Source organism: Micromonospora parathelypteridis (assembly GCF_014201145.1).
Taxonomy (GTDB): domain Bacteria; phylum Actinomycetota; class Actinomycetes; order Mycobacteriales; family Micromonosporaceae; genus Micromonospora; species Micromonospora parathelypteridis.
The window spans coordinates 3,580,215-3,606,020 of the sequence record NZ_JACHDP010000001.1 but is presented as its reverse complement, the minus strand read 5'-3'; the positions used below and the strand labels follow the sequence as shown (position 1 = coordinate 3,606,020).

Genomic DNA, 25,806 nt, shown 5'->3' with positions numbered 1-25,806 from the left:
CGGACGGCCGGGGTCCCCGGTCGACGCGGACGTCGACCGGGGACCTGTGCCGGTGCCGGGTCAGGCGTTGACCGTCTCCGGCCGGTGATCGGTGCTGCCCGCGCCGGTGTTGCCATCGGCGTCGGAGTCCATCGCGATGCCCTTGCGCTTGCTGAACACCACCGACGCCACGATGATCAGCGTCGCGACCAGCGCGATGCCGACCCGCAGGCCGACGTTGCGGTCGTCGCCGACGCTCCAGGCCACCACGGCGGGCGCGATCAGCAGCGAGACCAGGTTCATCACCTTGATCAGCGGGTTGATCGCCGGGCCGGCGGTGTCCTTGAACGGGTCACCGACGGTGTCGCCGATGACCGTGGCGGCGTGCGCCTCGGAGCCCTTGCCGCCGTACGCGCCGTCCTCGACCATCTTCTTGGCGTTGTCCCAGGCCCCACCGGAGTTGGACAGGAAGACCGCCATCAGGGTGCCGGCACCGATCGCACCGGCCAGGTACGCCGCGAGTGCGCCGGGCCCGAGGCCGAAACCGACCGCGATCGGCGCCAGGATGGCGAGCAGGCCGGGGGTCATCAGCTCACGCTGCGCGTCCCGGGTGCAGATGTCGACGACCTTGCCGTACTCCGGGCGCTGGGTGCCGTCCATGATGCCGGGCAGCTCACGGAACTGCCGGCGGACCTCCATCACCACGGCACCCGCCGAGCGGGACACCGCGTTGATGGCGAGCCCGGAGAAGAGGAAGACCACCGCGGCACCGATGATCAGGCCGACCAGGTTGCGCGGGTTCGCCACGTTCAGCGCGTTGAGGATCTCCGTCCCGACGTCGCCCACGCCAGCGTCCGCGTACGCGGTGGTGAGCGTGTCGGTGTACGAGCCGAACAGCGCGGTCGCGGCGAGCACCGCCGTGGCGATCGCGATGCCCTTGGTGATCGCCTTGGTGGTGTTACCCACCGCGTCCAGCTCGGTGAGCGTACGAGCGCCGTGCTCGTCGATGTCGCCGGACATCTCGGCGATGCCCTGGGCGTTGTCGGAGATCGGCCCGAAGGTGTCCATCGCGACGATCACGCCGACCGTGGTCAGCAGACCGGTGCCGGCCAGCGCCACCGCGAACAGCGACAGCGTGATCGAGCTGCCGCCGAGGAGGAACGCCCCGAAGACACCGGCGCCGATCAGCAGCGCCGAGTAGACCGCCGACTCCAGGCCGATGCTGATGCCGGCCAGGATCACGGTTGCCGCGCCGGTCTGCGAGCTCTTGCCGATGTCCTGCACCGGTCGCCGGTTGGTTTCGGTGAAGTAGCCGGTCAGCGCCTGGATCGCGGCGGCCAGCACGATGCCGATCACCACCGCGCCGATGGCCACCAGCCGCGGGTTGCCGGAGGCGTCGGTGAGGCCGCCGGCGAACTCGCCGAAGGTCGCCGGCAGGTACGCGTAGGCGGCGATCGCCACCAGCACCGCGGAGAGCACAGCCGAGAGGTAGAACGCCCGGTTGATCGCGGTCAGGCCACTACGGTCGGACGCGCGCAGCCGGGTGATGAAGACGCCGACGATCGCGATCAGCACGCCGATGGTGGAGATGATCAGCGGGAAGACCAGGCCCTCCTCGCCGAACGCGGCGCGGCCGAGGATCAGCGCGGCGACCAGCGTCACCGCGTACGACTCGAACAGGTCGGCGGCCATGCCGGCGCAGTCACCGACGTTGTCGCCCACGTTGTCGGCGATGGTGGCGGCGTTGCGCGGGTCGTCCTCGGGGATGCCCTGCTCGACCTTGCCGACCAGGTCGGCGCCGACGTCGGCGGCCTTGGTGAAGATGCCGCCGCCGACCCGCATGAACATGGCGAGCAGCGCGGCACCGAAGCCGAAGCCCTCCAGCACTGTCGGCGCGTCACCCCGGTAGACCAGGACGACCAGCGCCGCGCCGAAGAGGCCGAGACCGACGGTGAGGAAGCCGACGACTCCACCGGTCCGGAACGCGATCTTCATGGCCGTTTCGCGGCCACCTTCCCGCTCTCTCGCGGCGGCGGCCACGCGCAGGTTGGCGCGGGTGGCCAGCCACATGCCGGCACCGCCGATGAACGCGCTGAACAGGGCGCCCAGCACGAAGAAGAGGGAGCGACCGATCTTCACCGCGGTCTCGCTGCCATCGGTGTCGTGCACCGGCAGCAGGAAGAGCAGGACCACGGCGATGACGACGAAGATCGCCAGGGTACGGAATTGGCGGAGCAGGTAGGCCGAGGCGCCCTCCTGGACCGCCCCCGAGATCTCCTGCATTTTGATGGTGCCCTTGCCGGCGGCCAGCACCGTCTTGGTGAGGGCGGCAGCGAAACCGAGCGCCACCAGCGCGACAACCGCGGCGATGACGACGTAGGTGACATTGCTTCCGGTAAGGGAAAGCCCGCCGCCGTCGGCGGCCAAGGTCTCGGACATCTGTGTCCTCCTGTTACCGAACACTCGCGCCGGTGAGTGGAGACGCACCGACCGACGCCTGGATGCGGACTCGCAAGCGCGCGCCAACCCACCCCAGCGGACCAGCGATGAACACCCATACCCGCTGGCTGCGGGATGGATCACTTGCTGACAACCCGGGTACTGTAGCCCTCCGCAGTGTCGGAGGTCACACGCAGGTGCCACCGTGTCGCGATGATCTTCGTCGCTGTGTTATGAAACGAAATCTGATATAGGGCCCGATCCATGAAAACGAGGCCGCACCCCCACTGGGGATGCGGCCTACGAAGCGGTTCGGGTCAGCGGCCGACCGGCCACACCATCCGCACCTCGGTGCCGATGCCCTCGTCGACCGGACGCACCTGCAGGTCCTCGACGAAGCCGGCGAGCAGCGCGAACCCGACGCCGGTGGTCAGCGCCTCATCGGTGAGCGACTCGTTGGCCAGCTCGTCTGGCGGCAGCGCGGTCAGACCGATGCCAGCCTCGATCGGCGCCCGGTCCACCACCCGCACCGCGTACGAGCCGCCGTCGGACATCTCCACCAGCACGGGGTCGGCCAGGCCGTACTGCCGGTGCAGGGCCACGGCCCGGGTGCACGCCTCACCGATGGCCAGGCGCACCTCGTCCAGCAGGTCCTCCCGGACCCCGGCACGCCGGGCGACGGCGACGCCGACCAGTCGTGCGGTGCGAACGTGCACCGGCGCGGGCGAGAACGAGAGCCTGACGGTCGCCATCACGCGCCGGCGCCCGCCGGGTCGGCGCTGATCGCCGCGTCGACCGTCGGGTGCAGCGGGAACACCTGGTCCAGTGCGGTGATCCGGAAGATCTTGAGCAGTGGCTCCTTGTCGCAGACCAGGGCGAACGAACCGCCGGCCGAGCGGAGCCGCTTGAGCGCGCCGACCAGCACGCCCAACCCGGTGGAGTCGAGGAAGTCCACCCGACCGAGGTCGACCACCACGTGACGGGCTCCACCATCGATCAACTCGAGGAGTCGTTCGCGGAGCCGGGGCGCGGTGTAGACGTCCACCTCACCACCGACCTCGAGCACCGTGTGCTCGCCCACGGTGCGGGTCGCCAGCGACAGCTCCATCGGTCCTCCTCGCCAGAGCCGTAAACTCTCGTGGGCATCTAACCACTACCGCCGGTGCGGCCTGCGGACGCCAGCGGAGCTTCCCCTTACCCTCCGGCCCGACTTTTCATCTCCGAACACCAGTGCGAGAGTGCAGGGCGTGACCTCCAACGACTTCAGCTCGCCGCAGCGCACGCCGCGCACCGGCCTGGAGTCGTCGTCCGCGGCCACCGTATCCGCTGGTCCCGGCCCCGGACCATCGCCGACGGACCTGCTGCGCCGGCTGCGCGCCCGGGGCGCCGGCGACCCGGTCACCCACGTCGAGCGGGTGCCGGCCCGTGCCGGGGTGCCTGCGCCGTGGCCGTCGTGGGCGCCGGCGGAGCTGCGCGTGGCGTTCGCCCAACGCGGGGTCGTCGCGCCGTGGCAGCACCAGGCCGAGGCGGCCAACCTGGCGTACGAGGGCAGGCACGTGGTGGTCGCCACCGGCACCGCGTCGGGCAAGTCCCTGGCGTACCAGCTCCCGGCCCTGGCCACCCTGCTCGCCGACCCCCGGGCCACCGTGCTCTACCTGGCGCCGACCAAAGCGCTCGCCGCCGACCAGCTGCGAGCCGTCGCCGCGCTGGAGCTGGAGGGGGTACGACCAGCCTGCTACGACGGGGACACTCCGCGTGCCGAGCGGGAGTGGATCCGCCGACACTCCCGGTTCGTGCTGACCAACCCCGACATGCTGCACCACGGCATCCTGCCCGGGCACGCCCAGTGGTCCGGTTTCCTGCGCCGCCTCGCGTACGTGGTGATCGACGAGTGCCACACCTACCGGGGCGTGTTCGGCTCGCACGTGGCGCACGTGCTGCGTCGGCTCCGCCGGCAGTGCGCCCGGTTCGGGGCGACCCCGGTGTTGGTGCTCGCCTCGGCGACCTCCGGTGACCCGGCGACCGCGGCCGGGCGGCTGACCGGCCTGCCGGTGACGGCGGTCACCGAGGACGCGTCACCGCGCGGCGGGGTGACCTTCGCGCTCTGGGAGCCGCCGCTGTTGCCCCCCGACTCGGGCTCCTCCACCCCGGTGCCCCCGCAGGCCACGGGCGACCACGACGACCTCCACCAGGTCCGTCGGTCGGCGCTGCGCGAGACCGCGGACCTGCTCGCCGACACGGTCGCTGAGGGGGTACGCACGCTCGCGTTCGTCCGCTCCCGCAAGGGCGCCGAGGTCGTGGCGGCCAACGCGCGCCGGTCGCTGGACGACGCGGTGCCAGGGCTCGGCGACCGGGTGGCCGCCTATCGGGGCGGCTACCTGCGCGAGGAGCGGCGCGAGCTGGAACGGGCGCTGCTGCACGGCGACCTGCTCGGCCTGGCGTCCACCAACGCACTGGAGCTGGGCGTGGACCTGGTCGGGCTGGACGCGGTGCTGATCTGCGGTTATCCGGGCACCCGGGCGTCACTGTGGCAGCAGGCGGGCCGCGCCGGGCGTTCCGGGCAGGAGGCCCTCGCTGTGCTGGTGGCCCGGGACGACCCACTGGACACCTACCTGGTGCACCACCCGGAGGCGATCTTCGGTGCGCCGGTCGAGGCGACGGTGCTCGACCCGGCCAACCCGTACGTGCTGGCACCGCAGCTCGCCTGCGCCGCCGTCGAGGCGCCGCTCACGCCGGCCGACCTAGCGCTCTTCGGCGACGGGGCGAAGGAGGCGGTCGACGAGCTGGTGGCGGCCGGGGCGCTGCGGCAGCGGCCCACCGGCTGGTACTGGCGGCACCGGGAGCGGCCCAAGGTGGACCTGCGCGGAGAGGGCGGCGCCCCGGTCGCCGTCGTGGAATCGGCCACGGGCCGGCTGCTCGGCACGGTCGACGGCGGCTCGTCGCACTTCCTGCTCCATCCCGGCGCGGTCTACCTGCACCAGGGAGTCTCGTACGTGGTCGACGATCTCGACCTCGCCGACGGCTGTGCGCTGGTGCACGCCGAGGAGCCGGACTGGTCCACCCACGCCCGCGACGTCACCGACCTGTCGGTGGTGTCGGTGCGTTCCTACGTGGACGCCGGACCGGTCGGCATGTTCCTCGGCGAGGTGGACGTGACCAGTCAGGTGGTGTCGTACCAGCGGCGGCGGATCGCCACCGGCGAGGTGATCGACACCCGGCCGCTCGACCTGCCCACCCGGGAGCTGCGGACGGTGGCGGTCTGGTTCACCCTCTCGCCGCAGTCACTGACTGTCGCCGGGGTCCAGTCGGCGGACGTACCGGGTGCGCTGCACGCTGCCGAACACGCGGCGATCGGCCTGCTGCCGCTGATGGCCACCTGCGACCGGTGGGACATCGGCGGGCTCTCCACCGCGGTTCACCCGGACACCGAAGCGCCGACCGTCTTCGTCTACGACGGGCACCCGGGTGGCGCCGGGTTCGCCGAGCGGGCGTACGGGACGGCGTCGGCGTGGCTGCGTGCCACCCGGGACGCGATCGCCGAGTGTGGCTGCGAGACCGGCTGCCCGTCCTGCGTGCAGTCGCCGAAGTGCGGCAACGGCAACAACCCGCTCTCCAAACCGGACGCGATCCGGGTGCTCGACGTGGTGTTGGCGAACCTGCCCGAGTGAGCGGGTTGCATGAATTGGCACGGCACGGGGCACAATGATATGGGAGCGCTTCCATCGATGCCTTTATTGCTGATCGCCCCTCCGTGCCCGAGGAGAAGCCGTGGCCGACACCATTGCCGAGACCGTCGACCTGCTCTACACCATCGACCAGGATCGACTCACCCTCGACCAGCAGATCGCGCTTGGGTCCGCGCTGGCCGCCCTGGCCCAGGCGGAACGTCTGGAGCAGATCAACGAGCAACTACGCGGCATTCACCAGGTCCTCAACGGGTGGGCGCTCCGCGCGACGGTCGAGGGCCGCTGACCTCTGGCAGGGGGAACGTGATCGTGGCGAGCGGAAGCGAGCCGGCACCGAGTGCCCGGTTGTGCGAGACTCCGGCGGACCAACCCCCTGAGGAGTTCAGATGCAGCTCGACAATTTGCAGAGCCAGCACCAGTTCCACGTCCGCCAGCGACTGCGCATGATGGTCAACCAGTACGAGGTCCGGGCCGTCTCCCCCGACGGCACGGAGGGTGAGCTGCTCGCGTTCGCGCAGCAGAAGCGGCTCGCGTTCAAGGAGCAGGTGACGATCTACACGGACGACTCCAAGCAGCAGCCGCTGCTCGGCTTCAAGGCCCGCCAGCGCCTCGACCTCGGCGCCACGTACGACGTGACCGACGCGGCCGGTAGCCCGATCGGCCTGTTCCGCAAGGACTTCGCCCAGTCGCTGCTCCGGTCGACCTGGCACGTCGAGCAGAACGGCCTGCCGCAGGTGACGGGCCAGGAGCGCAGCCTGCCGGTGGCTCTGCTGCGCCGGTTCGTCGACTCGCTGTCCTGGCTGCCGTACCACTTCGACTTCACCGCTGGCGGCCAGCCGGTCTTCACCGTGGTCAAGAAGTGGGGCCTGCGCGACAAGTACATCGTCGAGGTGCAGCACCCGCAGATCGACCGCCGCCTGGTCATCGCGATGGCCGTCGCTCTCGACGCGCTCCAGGCCCGCTGAAAACCCCGGCGCACCCACTCGTCGGCCGCCGGCCGGGACAGGGCCCTCTCGCCGTGGTCCCGGCCGGCAGGCCGTCGGTAGAACCCACCGACAGTCGTCGGCTCAGCCGCGTACCGGGCCGGCGCGGGCCGTCGACGCGGCGACGCGGGTCAGGCCGGGGAGCGGCCTGAACGCCACTTCGACGGTCACCAGCAGGTCCAGTCCATCGAGGCGACAACCGACCAGCCGACCACCGTTGCGGCCGGCAAGGTCGGCAGCGGACGCGCAAGCCACCGCATCGCCGTCGAGCGCCCGGGCGGCCCCGGCCAGCGCGCCGAGATCGGCTGCCACCGCCGCCCGCTGACCCGCCATCCCGGCTGCGGCGACGGCGGCACCGAACGTCCCCACCAGCACGAAGACCAGGCCTGTCGCCAGCAGCAGGACGGTCGCGCCACCTCGCTCCGCGTCCGGCGGGCCACCATCCAGCCGCTCGGCGTTCGGGCCGTGGCCGTCGCCGTGGCCGTCGCCGTCGCCATGGCCGTCGCCGTCGCCGTGGCTGTGGTGGAGTGAGCGAACGTCAGGTCGTCGCATCACCAACTCCCCTCGTCAGCGCCGGGTTCCACGGCGGCGACGGCAGTGGCGACCACGGTGATCCGCGGTAGCCGGCCGCCCAGTGTGCGGACGGGCGCTCGTACCGTCGCCTGAACCCGGTCGCCGTCGACGGACACCGCCACCTCGGCTCCCGGTGGGGCCGCACGCCCGCCGCCCGCGCTGCCGTCCGCGCCGCGGGCGGCGGCCAGCGCCGCTTCCCGGGCGGCGTGCAGGCAGCTCGCCTGGGCGCTGACGGCGTTGACCGCGGTCAGCCCAGCCAGTAGGAGCAGGAGCAGCGCCGGCAGGCCGGCCGCCAGTTCGGCGGTGAACGACCCTCGGTCCCCGCCGGCGGCCCGTGCGGCAGCGGGGAATCTCCGCCCGCTGCCAGCCGCCAGGCCAGGAGGCCCAGACCTTGGATCGCAGCCGGCCCGCCGGCGCCCGATCACTTCAGCGCCCGGTCGATGACGGCGGTCAGCGCCGACTGGACGTTGCCGGAGGTCAGCACCTTCAACAGGATCCCGGCGAAGGCGACTGCGGCGAGCGTGCCGACGGCGTACTCGGCCGTGTTCATTCCGGCGTCGCCGTGCAGGCGGGCGATGAGTTTGCGCATGGCTGTTTCCCTTCTCGATGGATCAGAGCACATCGCCGAGGACGGCGACGATCACCGGCACCAGGCCGGCGAGAATGAACGCCGGCAGGAAGCAGAGCCCCAGCGGCAGGACGATGAGCACGCCCGCCCGGCGGGCCGACGCCTCGGCAGCGGTGGCCCGGTCGGCGCGCAGGTCGTCAGCGAGCCGGGTCAGTGCACCGGCCAGGGCGGCACCACTGTTGGCCGAGCGCAACGCCGCTGCGGTCAGGCGCTCCGCGCCGGGCACCCCGTCCAGCGCGGACCACGCCTCGGCCGGGCCACCGCCGAGCAGCAGCGTGCGACCGACCCGGACCAGCCGGCCGGCGAGCGGCCCGTCCAACGCCTCGGCGACGGCCAGCACCGAGCGATCCACCGGGGCGCCCGCCCGCATCGCGGCGGCCAACAGGTCGACAGCGAGTGGCAGGTCGACGGCCTCCTGAAGCCGCCGTCTGCGTACGCCCGGCGGCTCGATCCGCCGCAGCAGGACATCCAGCAGGAACGCGGCCGGGACCGCACCGAGCAGCCCGAGCCAGCCCTCCACGACCACGGCCACAGCGAGCCCGCCCAGCGCCGCGGCGAGCCGGATCGCGTCCGGCCGCCGCCGACCGGCTGGGCTACGCCGGCTCGCTGGACCCCGCGACATCATCCGGCCCGCCCCGGCGTCGCACCCAGCCGTTCCGCCCAGAGAAGGCCCACGACCTGCAGGGCGACCGCGACAACCGCACACGCTCCGCCGACCGTGCTGTGCAGGAGCACCGCCACGGGGTCGACGCCAATCCCGTACCCGAGGCCGATCCCGCCGACCGGCAGCGCCGCCAGCAACCAGGCCGTGGCCCGGGCGCCGGCCGCCTGGGCCGCCGCGGCGGCCTGACCCCGGTCGGTCGCCCGAGCGTCCGCCTCGATCCGCTCGACGAGTTCGGCCAGCGGCGCACCGGTCCGGTCGGCCAGTCGCACCGCGGCCGAGGTCAGGCGGCGCAGCCGGTCCGACCCGTCCCGCCCGACGGCGGCGGCCTCGAGCGCGTGCTGAACGGGTAGGCCGGCCCGGAGATCCGCCGCGAGGCCACACAGCTCGTCCAGCCCACGTCGGCGGTTTCGTTCGGCGGTCCGGTTCAGTCGCCAGCGCAGCACAGCCCGTACGGCCAGTGCGCCGTACCCGCCTACCGCGACCGCAGCCACCGGGCCACCGACCACGGCACCGATTCCGCCTCCCAGCACACCGACCAGCGGCAGCACACGCCTCGTCGACCGCGAGACCCGTCCCGACGAACCCGCGCTCGGCCCGGCGGCCGTCAGGTCGACTGCGCCGACGAACCGGTCGTCACCGCGGACGACGTCCCCGCGCCCCTCAGCCGTTGCCACGCCGGTCGTGTCGTCCGGACGGTCCACCTCGACATCGCTACCGTCGATCGCGATCACGGCCACGGAGCCGCCACCATGCGGCCCTGCGTCCACGGTCGTGGCCTCCGGCCTGGCGGTGCCGGCCGGGCGCCGGGAATCCCGACGGTCCGGCGGGCGCTTCGGGCCTGCCGGACGGGTCGACCCCACCGACCCGCCCGCCACCCCGAGCCAGCTCGGACTGCCGGTGACGTCCCGGCTGGGCCAACCGAGCGCGGTCCGACTCCCGATCGAACCCGCACTGGTTCGCGGCTGGTACGCGACGCCGGCCGGGTGCCCCGGGGCCGGCAGGTCGCCGGGCCCGTCGGTCGGTCCGTCCGGCGTGCGGCCGAGTTCCCGGATCCACTCCACCAGGGCGTCATCGGGATCGGCGCCGCCACCCCCGCGTCCCGTCGTCAGCACCCGGCGTCGGCGGGCCCGGATGCTCTGCACGGGCCACGCCACCAGGGCGGCAGCGGTCAGGAGCAGCGCCGCCACCAGCATCGTTCCGCCGGTCATGCCGGGCCTGCCGATCCGGGCCACGGCTCGCTGAGGATCGGCGGCACCGCCACCCCACGCTGCCGTAGCAACGCCCCGAGTGCACGGGCGGCCAGCCCGAGCCCGCTGCCGCGTACCCAGGCGGGCACCACGGTCACCAGCCGTTCGGGCCCTTCGGGCAGCAGCAGGCAGACCGACTCCAGGACGCGTCCCCGGTCGCCACGTCGCACCTGGAACAGCACCTGCAACGCGGCAGCCACCTGGGCGTGCAGCGCGGCGCGGGGCAGCCCACCCAGCATGCCCAACGCCTCCAGCCGGGCCGGCACGTCGGACGGGGTGTTGGCGTGCAGCGTGCCAGCGCCCCCGTCGTGGCCGGTGTTGAGCGCGGCCAGCAGGTCGACCACCTCACCGCCCCGGCACTCCCCGACCACCAGCCGGTCCGGGCGCATCCGCAACGCCTGCCGGACCAGGTCACCGAGGTTGACGACGCCGGAGCCCTCCACATTGGCGGTACGCGCCTGGAGCCCCACCACGTGCGGGTGCCCCGGGCGCAACTCGGCGGCGTCCTCCACCAGCACGATCCGCTCCGTGGCCGGCACCATCCCCAGCAGCGTGTTGAGGAGGGTCGTCTTGCCCGACCCCGTGCCCCCCGTCACCAGATAGGCCAGTCGGGCAGCGACGACCGCGGAGAGCAGCGGTGCCACCGGCCGCGGCACGGTCCCGTGACGCACCAACTCGTCGAGCGTGAACGGCCGGTGCCGGAAGGTCCGCAGGGACAGGTAGGGACCCTCGGTCGCCACCGGCGGCAGCACAGCGTGCAGCCGGGTGCCGTCGGGGAGCCGGGCGTCCGCGTACGGGGAACCGTCGTCGAGCCGCCGGCCGGCGCTGGCGATCAGTCGCTGCGCCAACCGGCGCACGTCCTCCATCGAGCCAACCGGGACCGCGACCTGCTGCAGCCCCGAACCACGGTCGACCCAAACCCGGGTCCCGTTGACGAGGACGTCGGTGACCTCCGGATCGGCGAGCAGCGGGGCCAGCGGCCCGGCGCCGACGAGATCGTCGTGCACCCGGTCGGCGATCCGCAGAACGGCGGTGTCACCGAGCACCACGGCGGTTGGCTCGGCCCGTACCGCGGACACGATCGCCGCCGGTGTCACCGGGGTCGTGGCGGCGGCGATCCGCTGCCGCACCCGGGCGGCGAGGGTGCCGTCCTCAGGACGGCCGGTCATGCCACACCCGTCACGGGCACGCCGGTCAGGTCGGTGACGATCCGTTGGCAGAGGGCCGCCAATGGACCCTTGCCCGCGGCGGCCGGCGCCTCGCCGCGTTCGAGCCCACGGCAGAGCCCCGGCTCGGGGCGTAGCGTGCCGGCCAGGGGAAGCCCGAGCGCCCGTGCCACCTCGGTGGCGCGCAGCCGGCCCGGAGCGGGGCCGCGCACCACAACCGAGAGCGCAGCGCAGTGCGGGGCGGCTGCGGCCACCACCCGAGCGGCCGCAGCAGTGGCACGCAACTCGGCGGGGACGACGACGAACGCCTGGTCGCTAGCCTGCAACGCCACCACGGCCGCGTCGTCCAACTGGCGGGGCAGGTCGACCACCACGAAGTCCCGCCCGCGCCGGGCGGCGTCCACCGTCGCCGCCATCGCCGCCGCCGGCAGCGCCAGCATCTCGCCACGGTCCCAGGAGAGGACCACCAGGTCACCCCGGCTGGGCAGGGCCTGCACCAGCGCAGGTGCGTCCACCCGCCCGTCGGCACCGGTGAGCGACGGCCAACGCAAGCCTTCCAACTGCTCCCAGCCCAGCACGAGGTCGAGGCCCCCACCGAGCGGGTCGGCGTCGACCAGCAGAGTGCGCAACCGGGCCCGGGCGGCGGTCACGGCAAGACCCCCGGCGAGCACACTCGCGCCTGCACCGCCCCGACCACCGAACACCGCGACGACCCGGGCGCCGACGCCGTCCAAACGGTCCGGTCCGTGCTCGGCGAACCGATCCACCAACCACGGCTCCGCGGCGGGCAGCATGGCGACATGCTCAGCCCCGATCAGCTCGGCGATCTGCCAGCCGGGGTCGAACTGACCGGCTCGGCCGACCAGCACCAGCCGGGGCCGCCGCGGCATCCGGGCACGCAGGCACGACTGCGCCTGGTCGGCGCCGAGCAACACCAGCGGCGCGGGTTGCCAGCGGGTACGGGCGGCCGCTGGGTCGGCGGCGAGCTCCACCTCGGTGCCGCCGGCAGCGGCGAGCCGGAGCACATCGTCGAGCAGATCGTCGTCGCCGGTGACGACCAGCGGAAGCCGGCGGATCGGCGGAACCGAGGTACGGGATGGCATCGCGGCCTCCAGCGGTCGGGCTCTGGTGTGCCGCCGACCCTGCTCGGAAACCGCCCCGCAGACCGCCCCGATGTCGCCGCCTGTGGACAACTTGGTGGGCTGTGGATAACGCCCGCGAAGGCAGTTGATCTGCTACGGGCGCGGGCAACTTCACAGCTAGCGCAGCTGCGGGAAGAACAGCGGGGCCGCTCCCGAAAGGAACGGCCCCGCACGTCGATGGTCAGCCGGGCTGATTTGTCCAGGCGACATCGAGGATCACCTCGTACGAGCTGATCCGCACGGGCGACAGCGTCAACAGCTCATGGGCGAGCAATTCGCCCGTCTTCGGATCGAAGATCAGAAGAGATTGCTGGTCGTGTTCGCGGTCGTCGAAGGTGACGGCGACTCCATTGCGGCCGGCACGGTCCGTGACCTGTCCCCGCCAGCGGAAGCCGGGCACGTCGGCGAGGACCCGCAGGACCGCAGCTCGGGTCGCACGCGGCACGACGTACTGCCCGTAGAGCGTGCCGACCCACTTGCTCGCCGCCCCCGCGCCGTACTCGACCTTCAGCCGCTCCCGCAGCTCCGACGGGTCGGCCGACAGCGGCCTGAGCTCCTCGGGCGACAGCGGAGTGACGGCCGGTGCGGGAGTGCCGGTGGCTGCTGGTCGCCCAATGCTCTCGCGCTGCCAGTAGTCCCGAGACTCCTGGTCGGGGTACTGCGGCTCCAGTTGGGTCCTGATCTGGTTACCGGTCCCGTCGGCGGCCTGCCAGAGCTTCGACTCGCTAGCGAAGGCGACGTGGTGACGGCCGTCGGCCGAGGTCATCACCGGGTCGCCCCACAGCTTCGTGTGGTGATACATGTAGCGCCCGCCGCGGTGGTCGTACTCCGCGTCCTTGATCTTGTCGGCCAGGGCGCGAAGCTGCGGGCCAGCCTCCGGCGGGTCCGCGTCGAACTGGTAGGCGACCGGCACGAGGACCAGTCCCGCCGAGTTGCCGGGCCCGCCCGGTGCGTCCGGTGCCGGCCCGTCGAAAGGCTGGAGGACCGCCACGGCGCCGGCCGCGACCGCCAACGTCCCGGCCGTCAGGACCAGGCGACGCGACGGGCGTACGCGACGGCGCCCGGCGACCATTTCGGTGCCGCCGGCACGGTCGATCAGTTCGCGTGCCGAGACCGGCGGCGGCGCGACGGAGACGGACCGGGCCGGGTCGACCGGGCCGAGGAGATTACGGGTGCGTTCTGCTCCGAACATCACAGATCCTTCCGAGTGGTCACCAACACCGGGCGCCGGGCGTGAATGGGACGGTCCGACATCGCTTCGGCGAGCCGGCGGCGGGCGCGGTGCAGGCGCACCGCCGCAGCCGCCCGGGTGCAGCCAAGAACCTTGGCCGCCTCGGACACCGTCAACTCCTCCCAGCCGACCAGCCGGAGGATCTCCTGATCGAATTCGCTGAGGACGGCGAGTGCGGCCCGGACGTCAGCGACCCCGACGGTCACGTCGGCACCGGACGAGCCAGCCATCCGCGCCAGGTCGACCTCGGTGATCGGCAGCAAATCGGGAGTGCCACGGCGCGACCGCCACTGATTCGCCAACAGGCGCCGGGCCACCCCGTACAGCCAGGGCAGACTGCGGTCCGGCACCTCGCCGCGCCGACGCCAGGCCACGACGAAGACCTCCTGAGCCAGCTCCGCTGAGGCATCGCCGTCAGCGAGTCGGCGCAGGCCGTACCTCACGATGTGCGCGTACTCGGCGGCGTAGAGGCTGGTGAACCAGCCCTCGTCCCGCTTTCCCGGTGGACCCACCCGAACCCCCATAGCCTCGGCGACTCTCACCCTGGCTTGTGTCGCGCTGGGGCCGATGATTACCCCTGACAGCTTTCCCACTGCTTGACATCACCGCCGACCATCTAGCTGTGCCGCTCGGGCACGCCTGGGGCTGTGAAAGGCGTTGGGGGTGGGAGCACTCTTGCGGAGCGCACTGAGGCGGTTGACGGCGAGGCTCTACATCGGCCGGAGGCGCATGCGCCGTTACCAGGTCACAGCCATGGGCGTCTGCCTGACCGCGCTTGGGGCGGCGACTGCGTTCAGTGATCCGCCCACTGCGCTCAGCGTCGTCGCCGCGCTCGCCGGCATCGTTGTATCCAGCATGGAGATACTCTCGAACGTGCGTCGATCCCGGAAGATCCGCTTCCAGCGGCGGGAGGCGGATGATTACCGTGACCTGTTGTCACGATACGAGAAGTCCGGTCAGGTCGTCCGCACCCCTCGAGACGTAGGCATCCGGATGGCTGCGGAAACGGACTTCCTCCAAAATCATCCGGTCGAGGCGGAAGTGAACCAGGAGCCGTTCACCGTCCACCCTCATATCGAGCAGTTCTCATTGTTGTTCCTGTCTCATCGCATGCGCCGTTCGGTGATATTTGATGGCTTGACGCTGGGGCTGGACGCGGATATTCCCACTACGCCGAACATGCCTGCAATATTTCGCCCGGTTCGTTACTACCACTTTGTCTCGACCAACCTGCTGTCCCCCTACGACGTCGGTGAGGTTGGCCGTCAGGAGCCACTGCTTCGTGGTCGCAGTTTGATCTTCGATAGCCGAGGGCACCTTCGACAGCTTGCGCTCAGCAGACTTGCGAACGTGGTCGGCGTGTCCGTCTTGGCGTTCACCACCGAGGGCAAGTTGCTGCTGGCCTCTCAGACTCTCGACGTCGCCGGCAGCCCTGGCCTGGTCGCCCCGTCGGGCTCGGGCGCCCTGGAGCCTTGTGACCTGGCTGGCGGCGGGGCCGGCAGTTTTCAACGAACGATCCTCAACGGGGCGCTCAGGGAACTCCGCGAGGAGTGCCACCTCGAGCAGGAAGACTTCGAAGGCGAAGCCGAGGTGATCGGCTACGGCAGGTGGATAAGCCGAGGGGCAATGCCGGAGTTCTGCGGGCTCGCACTGCTGAACAAGTCGGCAGATCAAATCCTGCGGAAACCCATTCGACCTGATGAGCGTTCTTTTGTGGGCGACGTGGCGGCCGTACGGCTGCCTCCAGTTCTCGACTGGTCGGCGGTGAATCCACTCGACCTTCTTCCACCCACATACCGGCACGCGGCCTCTTGGCCCCTCGCCTTCGGCCTCACCTGCCTTGTCGAGAAGATGCAGGATCCGTCCTGGGATCTGGGAAAGAAGCTCAAGAGTCGCCTTGGCGGTGGATCAGAAGCGGCGTGACCTGCGCTGCCAGCGGAAAGGGACGACCCCCGTCGGGGGGAGACGGGGGTCGTCGGAGGTTCGGCTCCGGGGGGGTCGAGCCGAACCACTCAGCGGTCACGGGGGGTGCAACCGCTGAGAGTCTGTCTGTTTCGAGGATGTGAAGGCTCGTCGTACGGATAAGTCTGCCTGAGCGGGCCCGTCACGTCGAGTGGTGCCGACTCCACTCACTGCGAAAATCTCCTCGCAGAGTGTGATCACGATCACGCGGAGCGGAGTTGGTGGTGCCAGCCCGCAGGTCCGAGGGGTGGCCTGACCCCGGGCACCCGCCGACGATAGACCATCCGGCTAGACTTTCGCGCCGTGGGCCGAAGTGCCGCTTTCTTCGATCTAGACAAGACCGTCATCGCCAAGTCGAGCGCCCTGGCGTTTGGTCGGCCGTTCTACCGGGACGGGCTGATCACCCGGCGTGACGTGGTCAAGTCGGCGTACGCGCAGCTGATGTTCCGGCTGGGCGGCACCGACGAGCAGACCATGGCCCGAACACGGGACTACCTGGCTGCGCTCTGCAAGGGCTGGCAGGTGGAGCAGGTCCGCCAGATCGTCGCGGAGACACTGCACGAGCTGATCAACCCCTACGTGTACGCCGAAGCCGCCGCCCTGATCGAGGAGCACCAGGCGGCCGGGCGGGACGTGGTGCTGGTCTCGGCGTCCGGCGAGGAGATGGTCCGGCCGATCGGCGAGCTGCTCGGGGTAACCGACGTGATCGCCACCCGGATGGCGGTGCAGGACGGCCGGTACAGCGGCGAGGTCGAGTTCTACGCGGCCGGTCCGAGCAAGGTCGAGGCGGTCGGCGAGTTGGCTGCCGCCCGGGGCTACGACCTGGCCGACTCGTACGCCTACTCCGACTCGTACAGCGATCGCCCGCTTCTGGAGTGCGTCGGCCATCCCAGCGTGGTCAACCCGGACCGGCAGCTGCGCAAACTGGCCTCGGAGAACGCGTGGCCGGTGCTGGAGTTCCGGCACCCGATCCCGCTGGGCCGCCGCCTGCGGGAGCGGCCCGCCGTCCCGGTGGCTGCGGCCGCCCTGGGGGTCGGGGTGGGTGTGGCCATCGGCATCGCGTGGTACGGCCGGCACCGTCGTACCCGCGCCGCCGCCAGCGCGTGACCTGAGCGGTCAGGCGGCGGCGAGGATCTCGTCGCCGATGGCGGTGAGTTGGTCGGCGCCCACCTCGACGGCGGCCATGTAGTGGCGTAGCCAGGAGCGCAGCCCGTCCGGGGTGCCGGTGGCGAAGGCGCCGGCCGAGCCGACGTACTCGGGCTCCCGCTCACGGTGGCCGACGTCGACGGCGAGCAGGCCCCGCGGGTCGAGGCCGCTGGCGAGCAGCACCAGCCGGGCCGCCCCACGGGCCACCACGCCGGACGGCCCGGCGAACGGGCGCAGGTTCAACAACTCCCCGTGTACGACGGCGGCGAGCACCAGTGGGGAGACCTTCGTGCCACCGGCGACCAGCCCGGCCAGCCCGTCCAGGCGGGTGGCGACCACGGGGTCGACTACCGGACGGCCCAGCTCGGCTTCGGACACCATGTCCCGGGCGGCGAGCACGTGCAGTTTCGCGAGCGCCTGCCGGGGGGCCTTCGGCCAGAGTTCACTCAGGCCGGGCAGCGCCCCAGCGACCCGCAGCGCCCCCTGGAGCACCGGATCGGTGACCGTGCCGGCACGGACCGCCTCGCGTTCGTGCACGGCCCCCTCGAGGGCGGCGCTGGCCACCGCTGACCGGAGGCTGACCTCGGCCGCGACCTGTCCGCCGTGCCGGCGCAGCGCCCGGTGCCCGAGTGCCTGGTCGAACCGCTCGCGGGCACGCTCGACGGTGGCGGCGATGTCGGCGAGCGCGAGCAGGGGTGCGAGCGGGTCGGTGGTCACCCCGCCACGCTAGCGACCCGTCTAGGCCGACCGGGCCGCACCCGCCCGCATCGCGGCCCCCGCCACCGACCGCGGCTGCACCAGCCGGCGATCAGGGCAAGGTCAACACCAGGTCGCCGAAGTGGGGGTGTCCCACCCGCCTCGATACCGCGACATCGCCGACCTGGTGTCGATCAAGCGCGACGCAGACCCGCGACGCAGACCCGCGAGGCAGGCGCGCCCGGGAAGCGCGGGGGCTGGTGCGGGCTGCGACGGCCGTCGGGCGCGTAGCGGGGGCCGCTCGGCGCGACGGAGTGGGCAGCCGTCGCCGGTCGAGGGCCCCGCGACTACCCTCGTGCCATCGAGACGCAGGTCACCCCGAGGACGAGGAGTCACGGCATGAGCGAGGCATTGGCCAATCTGCTGAGTGAGACGCGCCAGTTCCCGCCGCCGGCCGAACTCGCCGCGCACGCCAACGTCACCATCGACGCGTACGCCGAGGCCGAGGGCGACCGGCTCGCCTTCTGGGCGAAGCAGGCCGACCGTCTGGCCTGGTCGAAGAAGTGGGACGAGGTGCTCGACTGGTCGAACCCACCGTTCGCCAAGTGGTTCGTCGGCGGGCAGCTCAACGTGGCGTACAACTGCCTGGACCGGCACGTCGAGGCGGGCCGCGGCGACAAGGTGGCGATTCACTGGGAGGGCGAGCCAGGCGACACCCGCACCATCACGTACGCGGATCTGCACGAGTTGACGTGCCGGGCGGCGAACGCGCTCACCGACCTGGGTGTGACCGCCGGCGACCGGGTGGCCATCTACCTGCCGATGATCCCCGAGGCGGCCGTGGCCATGTTGGCGTGCGCCCGGATCGGCGCCGCGCACAGCGTGGTCTTCGGCGGCTTCTCGGCCGACTCGCTGAGCAACCGGATCCAGGACGCCAGCGCCAAGGTGGTGATCACGGCCGATGGTGGTTACCGGCGGGGCAAGCCGTCGGCGTTGAAGCCGACCGTCGACGAGGCGGTGGCGAACTGCCCGTCGGTGGACCACGTGCTGGTGGTGCGCCGCACCGGCGAGGAGGTGGCGTGGTCGGAGAAGGACCTCTGGTGGCACGAGACGGTCGAGACCGCGTCGGCCGAGCACACCGCGCAGCCGTTCGACGCCGAGCACCCGCTGTTCATCCTCTACACCAGCGGCACCACGGCCCGGCCGAAGGGCATCCTGCACACCACGGGCGGCTACCTCACGCAGGCGTCGTACACCGCGAACGCGGTCTTCGACCTCAAGCCGGAGACGGACGTCTACTGGTGCACCGCCGACATCGGCTGGGTCACCGGGCACTCCTACATCGTGTACGGCCCGCTCTCCAACGGCGTCACCCAGGTGATGTACGAGGGCACTCCGGACACCCCACACAAGGGCCGCTTCTGGGACATCGTCGAGAAGTACCGGGTGAGCATCCTCTACACCGCGCCGACGTTGATCCGCACGATGATGAAGTGGGGCGAGGACATCCCGGCCGGCCACGACCTCTCGTCGCTGCGGCTGCTCGGCAGCGTCGGTGAGCCGATCAACCCCGAGGCCTGGATGTGGTACAGGGAGCACATCGGTGGCGGGGCACTGCCCGTCGTGGACACCTGGTGGCAGACCGAGACGGGCGCCATCATGATCTCCCCGTTGCCGGGTGTGACCGCGGCCAAGCCGGGTTCGGCGATGACCCCGCTGCCGGGCATCGTGGCTGACGTGGTGGACGACCAGGGCCAGTCGGTGCCGAACGGTGGTGGCGGCTACCTGGTGCTGCGGGAGCCGTGGCCGTCGATGCTGCGCACCATCTGGGGTGACGACGAGCGGTTCATCGACACGTACTGGTCTCGGTTCGAGGGCATGTACTTCGCTGGTGACGGGGCGAAGAAGGACGACGACGGGCACATCTGGCTGCTCGGTCGGGTGGACGACGTGATGCTGGTGTCGGGGCACAACATCTCGACGACCGAGGTGGAGTCGGCGTTGGTGTCGCACCCGTCGGTCGCCGAGGCGGCGGTGGTGGGCGCCACCGACCCGACCACCGGTCAGGCGATCGTCGCGTTCGCCATCCCGCGGGGCAGCACGGACATCACCGGCGATGCGGGCGAGCAGCTCATCGCCGACCTGCGCAACCACGTGTCGAAGACGCTCGGCCCGATCGCCAAGCCGCGGCAGATCATGCTGGTGCCGGAGCTGCCGAAGACCCGCTCCGGCAAGATCATGCGCCGGCTCCTGCGGGACGTGGCGGAGAACCGGTCACTGGGTGACGTGACCACCTTGCAGGACTCGTCGGTGATGGACCTGATCTCCTCCGGGATGACCGGCGCGAAGTCCGACGAGGACTGACGGCAGACGTACCCCGGCGGTGGGTGGCGGTCCGGACGGACCGTCACCCACCGTTGTCTTGTGTGGAGGTACGCCCCGCAGCGCTCGGACCGAACGGATAACGCATCGATCACGATCCCGCCGTGCGCGTTGATTCTCATTTAGTTTCACGCGCGTCGGGCGGTGTCGATGCGCCTCACCGCGCCCGGAGCCGGCCGACGTCCTCTGCCCGAGAACGGAGTGGCATGAACAGATCCTCCCATCCGGGGTCGCGCCGACGACTACTCGTCGCGCTACCCGTCATCGCCCTCGCGGCCACGTCACTGACCGTGAGTGGCAGCGCGGCCGCCCAGTCGTCGTCCGGCACCCCCCGGGCGGTGATCGGCGCCGATGAGCACTACATCAACTACGCCGAGCCCGAGGTGCAGCCGGACACCACCGGCCGTGAGGTCAAGGGCAAGGGCGGTGTCTACACCCCTGCCGCGGAATCCGCACGTGAGTTCGACCAGAAGCACGCCCGGGGCAACCCGGTCACCGCGCGCCAGCTGGCCAAGGACGAAGCCAAGTCGCTGAAGACGGGCAAGAACCCCCGCCAGTTCAAGAAGGCGCCGACCACCCAGACGGCGAAGCTGCTCACGCTGCTGGTGGAGTTCAACGACAAGGCGAACGACGACTTCACCGGGGTGATGGTCCCCAAGACGGTGTTCGAGGACCGGACCTGCGTCCCCGGCACCGTGCAGAACGGCCCGAAGCACAACAACATCCCGAACCCCGCGACCCTCGGGTACGAGGACAACAACTCGATGTGGGTGCCGGACTTCTCGCCGACGCACTACAACAAGATGCTCTACAGCAAGCAGGGCATCACCGAGCGCGTCCGCAAGGACCTGAAGGGCCCGGACAACAAGAAGGGCATCGACCTGTCCGGGCGCACCATGCACAACATGTACCTGGAGATGTCGAAGAACGCGTACACGGTGGCCGGGCAGGCCAGCCCGTGGATCACCGTGCCGCACTCGGAGGGCTGGTACGCGGCCAACCGCTGCTTCCAGGACGAGACCGGCGCCTGGGTGCCCGGCCGTGAGCAGTCGATGAACGGTCACCCGGACAACCCAGCCGGCGCGGGCCGGCTCGCGACCGACGCGATCGACGCGCTCGCCGCGAAGGACCCGAGCTTCCCGTGGGCGGACTACGACATCGAGGACCAGGCCGACCGGGACGGTGACGGCAACGTCTTCGAGCCCGACGGCGTGATCGACCACCTCGTGCTGGTGCACGCCGGGCAGGGCAAGTCCCGTGGCGGTGGCGCCGAGGGCGTGTACGCCGTGTGGGCGCACTCCTCCACCGTCGCCGGTGGCTACAGCATCCCGGGCACCAACCTCAAGGTGTCGAACTACATCGTGCAGCCGGAGGACGCCGGTGTCGGTGTCTTCGCCCACGAGTTCGGTCACGACCTGGGCCTGCCGGACCTCTACGACACGTCCGGCAACGCCGACTCCGACGTGGACTTCTGGGACCTGATGGCGTCGGGCTCGCACTCCGGTGAGATCTTCCAGGCGCTGCCGACGCACATGGGCATCTGGGACAAGTGGGTGCTCGGCTGGGCCGACCCGCTGACCATCCGCCCCGGGTCGAACCCCCGCGAGGTGAAGCTCGGCCAGACGTCGCGGACGCCGATCGACTCCGAGGACGGCATCAAGGTCGACCTGCCGGACAAGGTGACGACGCTGGCCACCCCGCACAGCGGCACGAAGATGTGGCACAGCAGCAACGACCAGGAGTGGGCTGACGTCAAGCTGAGTCGCTCGGTCGACGTACCGGCGGCAGCGGACTCGAAGTTCTGGATGTGGAACAACTACATCATCGAGGAGGACTGGGACTACGGCTTCGTCGAGCTCTCGACGGACGGCGGCACGTCCTGGACCGAGCAGAAGGTGTACGACGAGGCCGGCATCGTGGTCACCACGCCGGACGGCTACGCCGACCCGAACGGCCGGATGAACGACTTCGGCGGCAAGAAGTACGGCCTGACCGGCAGCACCGACGGCTGGCGGCACGACTACGTCGACCTGTCGGCGTACGCGGGCACGACCGTTCAGGTGCGGCTGCGCCTGGCCACCGACGAGGCGTTCGAAGAGCGCAACTGGTTCGTCGACGACTTCTCGGTCACCGGCGGCGGTGCCACCACGTGGAGTGACGACGTCGAGGGCGGCGACAACGGCTGGACCGCCACCGGCGGCACCTTCGTCGACACCACCGGCGCGGGCTGGAAGGTCTCCAGCGGCACCGAGGTCCACGCCCAGTACTACCTGGCCGAGTGGCGCAACTTCGACGGCTTCGACAAGGGCCTGCAGTACGCCTACGACACGATCTACTCGCACGAGGCGTGGAAGGTCGACCGGATCTCGTACAACGCGCCGGGCATGCTGGTCTGGTACCGGGACACCGCGCTCGGCGACGTCAACCACGTCACCGGGCAGATGACCGCACTGCCCAGCTACGGCGCGAAGGGCGGGCTGCTCATCGTCGACTCGCACTTCGACCCGCTCCGGCGCACGGGCGTGGCGGCTACGAAGGACCCGTCGGTGACGGACAACCTGCCCAGCCGCCCGCAGTCGGCGAACGCGGCCTTCACGCTGCAGAAGACGTACCCCTTCACGGAGTGCCTGGAGGCGGCCGGCGAGCCGTACAGCGCATACTGCACGAAGTTCAAGGCGCAGCCGCCGGTGAAGGCGTTCACCGACGCCAAGGGCTGGTACCCGGGCATCGAGATGCGCGACGGCGCTCCCTACGCCCGGGACAACGACGCGTCGGTGGTGCTGCCGTCGCGGAACAACGCGCCGTACACCACCCGGGTCACCCACCCGGACGGCAGCCCCGCGCCGGAGTTCTACGGCGTGACGCTGAGCGGTGGCGCGATCGTGCTGGGCACCGGCAACCCCGGTGACCAGGGCGTCAACTACGGCGTCTCGCTCACCATCAAGAAGGCCGCGCGGGACAACTCGTCCGCCACGATCTTCGTCACCCCGTCGAAAAAGTGACAGTTCGGCTGAGCATTAACCGATAACAGCGGGGTCGGTGGGGCCGGTGGCGAAGACGCCACCGGCCCCACTGTCGTACGCCGACCAAATTGATCGATAATAGTCGTTGTATACGGTGTCGTCCGGTCTCCGCTGGTCAGCGTGGCTGATGAAGCCCGGGTGTGTGACGGTGAAAAGCATTGCCAACAAAATCTTGCAACAAATCGACGCGGGCATCTTCCCACCCGTCGCAGCAGTGTCTATGTTCACCTTTGGTCCCACTAGTGGGATCGATATCCCACCGGCCTGTACCCCCGTTGGGCCGGTTCCCTCAAACCGGAGGTACCACGTGCGCAAAGTCGCAGTGGGTCTGCTCGGGCTCTCACTGACGGCGACGGGCCTGTTCTACGGCCCGTCCGCCTCGGCGGCGCCTCAGCCCAAACTGCCGGCGGCACCGGCCGCCGCCGAGCCGCAGGCGTTGAAGGACGAACTCCCCGACAAGCTCGAGGACAAGCGCCGCGCGCTGCTTCAGCAGGGTCTCAGCGACGTGCTGAGCGGTCGGAGCAAGCCGATCGAGCGCAATGGAAGCACGGTCGTCAAGGTCGGCGAGACGAGCGGCACGAGCGGCACCAACGCCCGCGCCGCCGCCGGCGCGAAGAAGACCAAGGATCAGTACGTCGAGCTCAAGCGCGAGCAGACCGACAAGATCTTCGTGATCCTCGCCGAGTTCGGTGACGAGCGGCACCCGTCCTACCCGGACAAGGACATGAACCCGGACATCGCCGGGCCGGCAACCTTCGAAGGGCCGCTGCACAACAAGATCCCCGAGCCCAACCGGGCCGTGGACAACTCCACCATCTGGCAGCCGGACTTCAGCCCGGAGCACTTCCGCCAGGTCTACTTCGGCACCAACCCGGGCGACGAGTCGCTCAAGCAGTACTACGAGGCTCAGTCCTCGGGTCGCTACACCGTTGAGGGTGAGGTGACCGACTGGGTCAAGGTCCGGTACAACGAGGCCCGCTACGGTCGCTCCGACGACCCGATCCCGGACCCGCCCCCCGGCCAGCCGGCGGACCCGCGGGACGATCGGGCCGTCTGTGGTGACAACGTCTGCTCGAACACCTGGAACCTGATCCAGGACGCCGCGAACCAGTGGGTCGTCGACCAGAAGGCCAAGGGCCGGACGGACGCGCAGATCGCCGCGGAGATGAAGTCCTTCGACCAGTGGGACCGGTTCGACTTCGACGGTGACGGCGACTTCAACGAGTCGGACGGCTACATCGACCACTTCCAGATCGTCCACTCCGGCGGCGACCAGGCCGACGGTGACCCGCAGCAGGGTGAGGACGCCATCTGGAGCCACCGTTGGTCGGCCTTCAACAGCTCGCCCGTCGGCCCGCCGAACTTCCCGATCGGCGGCACCCAGATCGGCAACACCGGCGTCTGGATCCGCGACTACACGATCCAGCCGGAAAACGGCGGCCGCAGCGTCTTCTACCACGAGTACGGCCACGACCTGGGCCTGCCGGACGACTACGGACCCGCGGACAACAACAACGAGCACTGGACCCTGATGGCCCAGAGCCGGCTCGGTGCCAAGAACGACGTGGGCATCGGCGACCGCGGCGGCGACCTCGGCGCGTGGAACAAGCTCCAGCTCGGCTGGCTCGACTACGAGGTGGTCGTCGCCGGGGACAAGCGCACGCTGAAGCTCGGCCCGCAGGAGTACAACTCGAAGGAAGCGCAGGCCGCGGTGGTCGTGCTGCCCCAGAGGGAATACACCTTCGACTACGGCGCGCCGTTCGAGGGCTCCAAGCAGTACTTCTCCGGTAACGAGGACAACCTCGACAGCAAGATGACGAGGACGTTCGACCTCACCGGTAAGTCCACGGCGGCACTGTCGCTCAAGGGCAAGTACAGCATCGAGGCTGGCTACGACTACCTCTACTTCGAGGCGTCGACCGACGGCGGTCAGACCTGGACCGACCTGGACGGCACGGCCAACGGCACGCCGATCGGGGTTGACGGCGCGGGCCGTCCGGCCCTCGCCGGCACCAGCAATGGCGCCTGGGCGGACATCAACATCCCGCTGACGTCGATCGCCGGCAAGGTGGCGCAGGTCCGCCTGCACTACGTCACCGACGGTGGCGTCTCCGAGGGCGGCTTCTTCGGTGACGCGATCACCGTGACCGCCGACGGTCAGACCGTTCTCAGCGACGGTGCCGAGACCGACGCGGGTTGGACCCTCGACAAGTTCCAGGTGGTCGGGGCGACCTACACCCGGCTGTTCGACAACTTCTACATCGCGGGTAACCGGTCGTACGTGTCGTACGACAAGTACCTGAAGACCGGCCCGTACTTCTTCGGCTACGCGAACACCCGCCCGGACTGGGTGGACCACTACGCGTACCAGGAGGGCCTGCTCATCTCGTACTGGAACACCCGCTGGTCCGACAACAACACGGTCGCCCACCCGGGTGAGGGTCGCAACCTGTACATCGACGCGCACCCGCGCCCGATCTACAACCTGACCGGGGCTCCGTGGCGGGCCCGCGTCCAGGTGTACGACGCACCGTTCAGCCTGAACAAGGCTGACTCGTTCACCCTGCACCTCAACAGCCAGCCGCAGTACATCCGTGGCCAGGCTGCCGAGCCGCAGTTCGACGACACCAAGAAGTACTTCTACGAGGAGCTGCCGAACCACGGCGTCAAGCTCCCCGCGACCGGTGTCAAGGTCAAGGTTCTGGAGCAGGACGGCACCTCGATGAAGATCCGGATCAGCTGACACTGATTCCGCTTCATCACGCGACGCCCGGGCAGGTCATCTGCCCGGGCGTCGCCCTTTGTCGAGCATCCGCGCCAGCCTCATCGCGCACTGACTACGCCTCCCGCCCGGTAGGG

At 70.6% G+C, this 25,806-nt stretch carries 21 protein-coding genes; 8 read left to right on the top strand and 13 right to left on the bottom strand.

All coding sequences use genetic code 11. From position 1 onward, the window contains the following. Window positions 1-60: 60 nt before the first annotated feature. The 3 genes from HNR20_RS16250 to HNR20_RS16240 form a co-directional block, all read right to left on the bottom strand. Complete coding sequence (locus HNR20_RS16250; protein WP_184180760.1) at window positions 61-2,418, bottom strand: sodium-translocating pyrophosphatase; 2,358 nt, start codon at window positions 2,416-2,418, stop codon at window positions 61-63. Between the two features lie 317 nt (window positions 2,419-2,735). Next, window positions 2,736-3,173, bottom strand: a complete 438-nt coding sequence (locus HNR20_RS16245; RefSeq protein ID WP_039905274.1) for an ATP-binding protein — start codon at window positions 3,171-3,173, stop codon at window positions 2,736-2,738. Continuing rightward, window positions 3,170-3,526 carry an STAS domain-containing protein gene (locus HNR20_RS16240; RefSeq protein ID WP_088986718.1) on the bottom strand — a complete coding sequence of 119 codons (357 nt, stop codon included), beginning with the start codon at window positions 3,524-3,526 and terminating at the stop codon, window positions 3,170-3,172. Before HNR20_RS16240 ends, HNR20_RS16245 begins: the two co-directional genes overlap by 4 nt. Before the next feature lie 187 nt (window positions 3,527-3,713). Here HNR20_RS16240 and HNR20_RS16235 point away from each other — a divergent pair, with 187 nt between their 5' ends. The 3 genes from HNR20_RS16235 to HNR20_RS16225 all read left to right on the top strand — a co-directional run bounded on the left by HNR20_RS16235 (window position 3,714) and on the right by HNR20_RS16225 (window position 7,069). Further along, window positions 3,714-6,086 (top strand): DNA 3'-5' helicase SftH, encoded by a 2,373-nt coding sequence (locus HNR20_RS16235; protein WP_229687052.1) that lies wholly within the window; start codon window positions 3,714-3,716, stop codon window positions 6,084-6,086. Window positions 6,087-6,186: 100 nt separating this feature from the next. Next, on the top strand, window positions 6,187-6,390 hold the full coding sequence (locus HNR20_RS16230) for a hypothetical protein (protein ID WP_184180758.1): 204 nt from the start codon (window positions 6,187-6,189) through the stop codon (window positions 6,388-6,390). Between the two features lie 100 nt (window positions 6,391-6,490). Beyond that, window positions 6,491-7,069 carry an LURP-one-related family protein gene (locus tag HNR20_RS16225; protein ID WP_184180756.1) on the top strand — a complete coding sequence of 193 codons (579 nt, stop codon included), beginning with the start codon at window positions 6,491-6,493 and terminating at the stop codon, window positions 7,067-7,069. Between the two features lie 102 nt (window positions 7,070-7,171). Here HNR20_RS16225 and HNR20_RS16220 read toward each other — a convergent pair whose 3' ends face one another. The 9 genes from HNR20_RS16220 to HNR20_RS16180 form a co-directional block, all read right to left on the bottom strand. Then, window positions 7,172-7,639, bottom strand: a complete 468-nt coding sequence (locus tag HNR20_RS16220; protein ID WP_184180754.1) for an Rv3654c family TadE-like protein — start codon at window positions 7,637-7,639, stop codon at window positions 7,172-7,174. Beyond that, window positions 7,639-8,034 (bottom strand): TadE family type IV pilus minor pilin, encoded by a 396-nt coding sequence (locus tag HNR20_RS16215; protein ID WP_184188527.1) that lies wholly within the window; start codon window positions 8,032-8,034, stop codon window positions 7,639-7,641. The genes HNR20_RS16220 and HNR20_RS16215 overlap by 1 nt, the downstream gene beginning before the upstream one ends. Before the next feature lie 47 nt (window positions 8,035-8,081). Next, window positions 8,082-8,249, bottom strand: a complete 168-nt coding sequence (locus tag HNR20_RS16210) for a DUF4244 domain-containing protein (RefSeq protein ID WP_184180752.1) — start codon at window positions 8,247-8,249, stop codon at window positions 8,082-8,084. A gap of 22 nt (window positions 8,250-8,271) precedes the next feature. Then, complete coding sequence (locus tag HNR20_RS16205; protein WP_184180750.1) at window positions 8,272-8,913, bottom strand: type II secretion system F family protein; 642 nt, start codon at window positions 8,911-8,913, stop codon at window positions 8,272-8,274. Continuing rightward, window positions 8,910-10,160: a hypothetical protein gene (locus tag HNR20_RS32700; protein WP_308425398.1), complete on the bottom strand. Its 1,251-nt coding sequence runs from the start codon at window positions 10,158-10,160 to the stop codon at window positions 8,910-8,912. The genes HNR20_RS16205 and HNR20_RS32700 overlap by 4 nt, the downstream gene beginning before the upstream one ends. Continuing rightward, a complete protein-coding gene (locus HNR20_RS16195; protein ID WP_184180748.1) occupies window positions 10,157-11,368 on the bottom strand; it encodes a TadA family conjugal transfer-associated ATPase in 1,212 nt (403 codons plus the stop codon). Before HNR20_RS16195 ends, HNR20_RS32700 begins: the two co-directional genes overlap by 4 nt. Next, window positions 11,365-12,468: a septum site-determining protein Ssd gene (gene ssd, locus HNR20_RS16190; protein WP_184180746.1), complete on the bottom strand. Its 1,104-nt coding sequence runs from the start codon at window positions 12,466-12,468 to the stop codon at window positions 11,365-11,367. The genes HNR20_RS16195 and ssd overlap by 4 nt, the downstream gene beginning before the upstream one ends. Before the next feature lie 220 nt (window positions 12,469-12,688). Next, a complete protein-coding gene (locus HNR20_RS16185; protein ID WP_184180744.1) occupies window positions 12,689-13,699 on the bottom strand; it encodes a CU044_5270 family protein in 1,011 nt (336 codons plus the stop codon). Continuing rightward, window positions 13,699-14,250: an RNA polymerase sigma factor gene (locus HNR20_RS16180; protein ID WP_229687016.1), complete on the bottom strand. Its 552-nt coding sequence runs from the start codon at window positions 14,248-14,250 to the stop codon at window positions 13,699-13,701. Before HNR20_RS16180 ends, HNR20_RS16185 begins: the two co-directional genes overlap by 1 nt. 217 nt (window positions 14,251-14,467) lie before the next feature. On the opposite strand from HNR20_RS16180, the gene HNR20_RS16175 reads away from it, so the two are divergent. Both HNR20_RS16175 and HNR20_RS16170 read left to right on the top strand, forming a co-directional pair. Continuing rightward, window positions 14,468-15,661: a hypothetical protein gene (locus HNR20_RS16175; RefSeq protein ID WP_184180742.1), complete on the top strand. Its 1,194-nt coding sequence runs from the start codon at window positions 14,468-14,470 to the stop codon at window positions 15,659-15,661. 342 nt (window positions 15,662-16,003) lie between these two features. After that, window positions 16,004-16,807, top strand: coding sequence for an HAD family hydrolase (locus HNR20_RS16170; RefSeq protein WP_184180740.1), 804 nt, complete (start codon window positions 16,004-16,006; stop codon window positions 16,805-16,807). A gap of 9 nt (window positions 16,808-16,816) precedes the next feature. Here the strand turns inward: HNR20_RS16170 and HNR20_RS16165 are convergent, their stop codons facing one another. Beyond that, the gene (locus HNR20_RS16165) at window positions 16,817-17,563 is read right to left on the bottom strand and encodes a Fic family protein (RefSeq protein WP_184180738.1); all 747 of its coding nucleotides are present in this window, start codon (window positions 17,561-17,563) and stop codon (window positions 16,817-16,819) included. A gap of 378 nt (window positions 17,564-17,941) precedes the next feature. On the opposite strand from HNR20_RS16165, the gene acs reads away from it, so the two are divergent. The 3 genes from acs to HNR20_RS16150 all read left to right on the top strand — a co-directional run bounded on the left by acs (window position 17,942) and on the right by HNR20_RS16150 (window position 25,690). Next, a complete protein-coding gene (gene acs, locus HNR20_RS16160; protein ID WP_184180736.1) occupies window positions 17,942-19,906 on the top strand; it encodes an acetate--CoA ligase in 1,965 nt (654 codons plus the stop codon). 224 nt (window positions 19,907-20,130) lie between these two features. Then, entirely contained in the window at window positions 20,131-22,926 is a 2,796-nt protein-coding gene (locus HNR20_RS16155; RefSeq protein WP_184180734.1) for an immune inhibitor A domain-containing protein, read from the top strand. Window positions 22,927-23,269: 343 nt separating this feature from the next. Then, a complete protein-coding gene (locus HNR20_RS16150; RefSeq protein WP_184188518.1) occupies window positions 23,270-25,690 on the top strand; it encodes an immune inhibitor A domain-containing protein in 2,421 nt (806 codons plus the stop codon). Window positions 25,691-25,806: the final 116 nt, after the last annotated feature.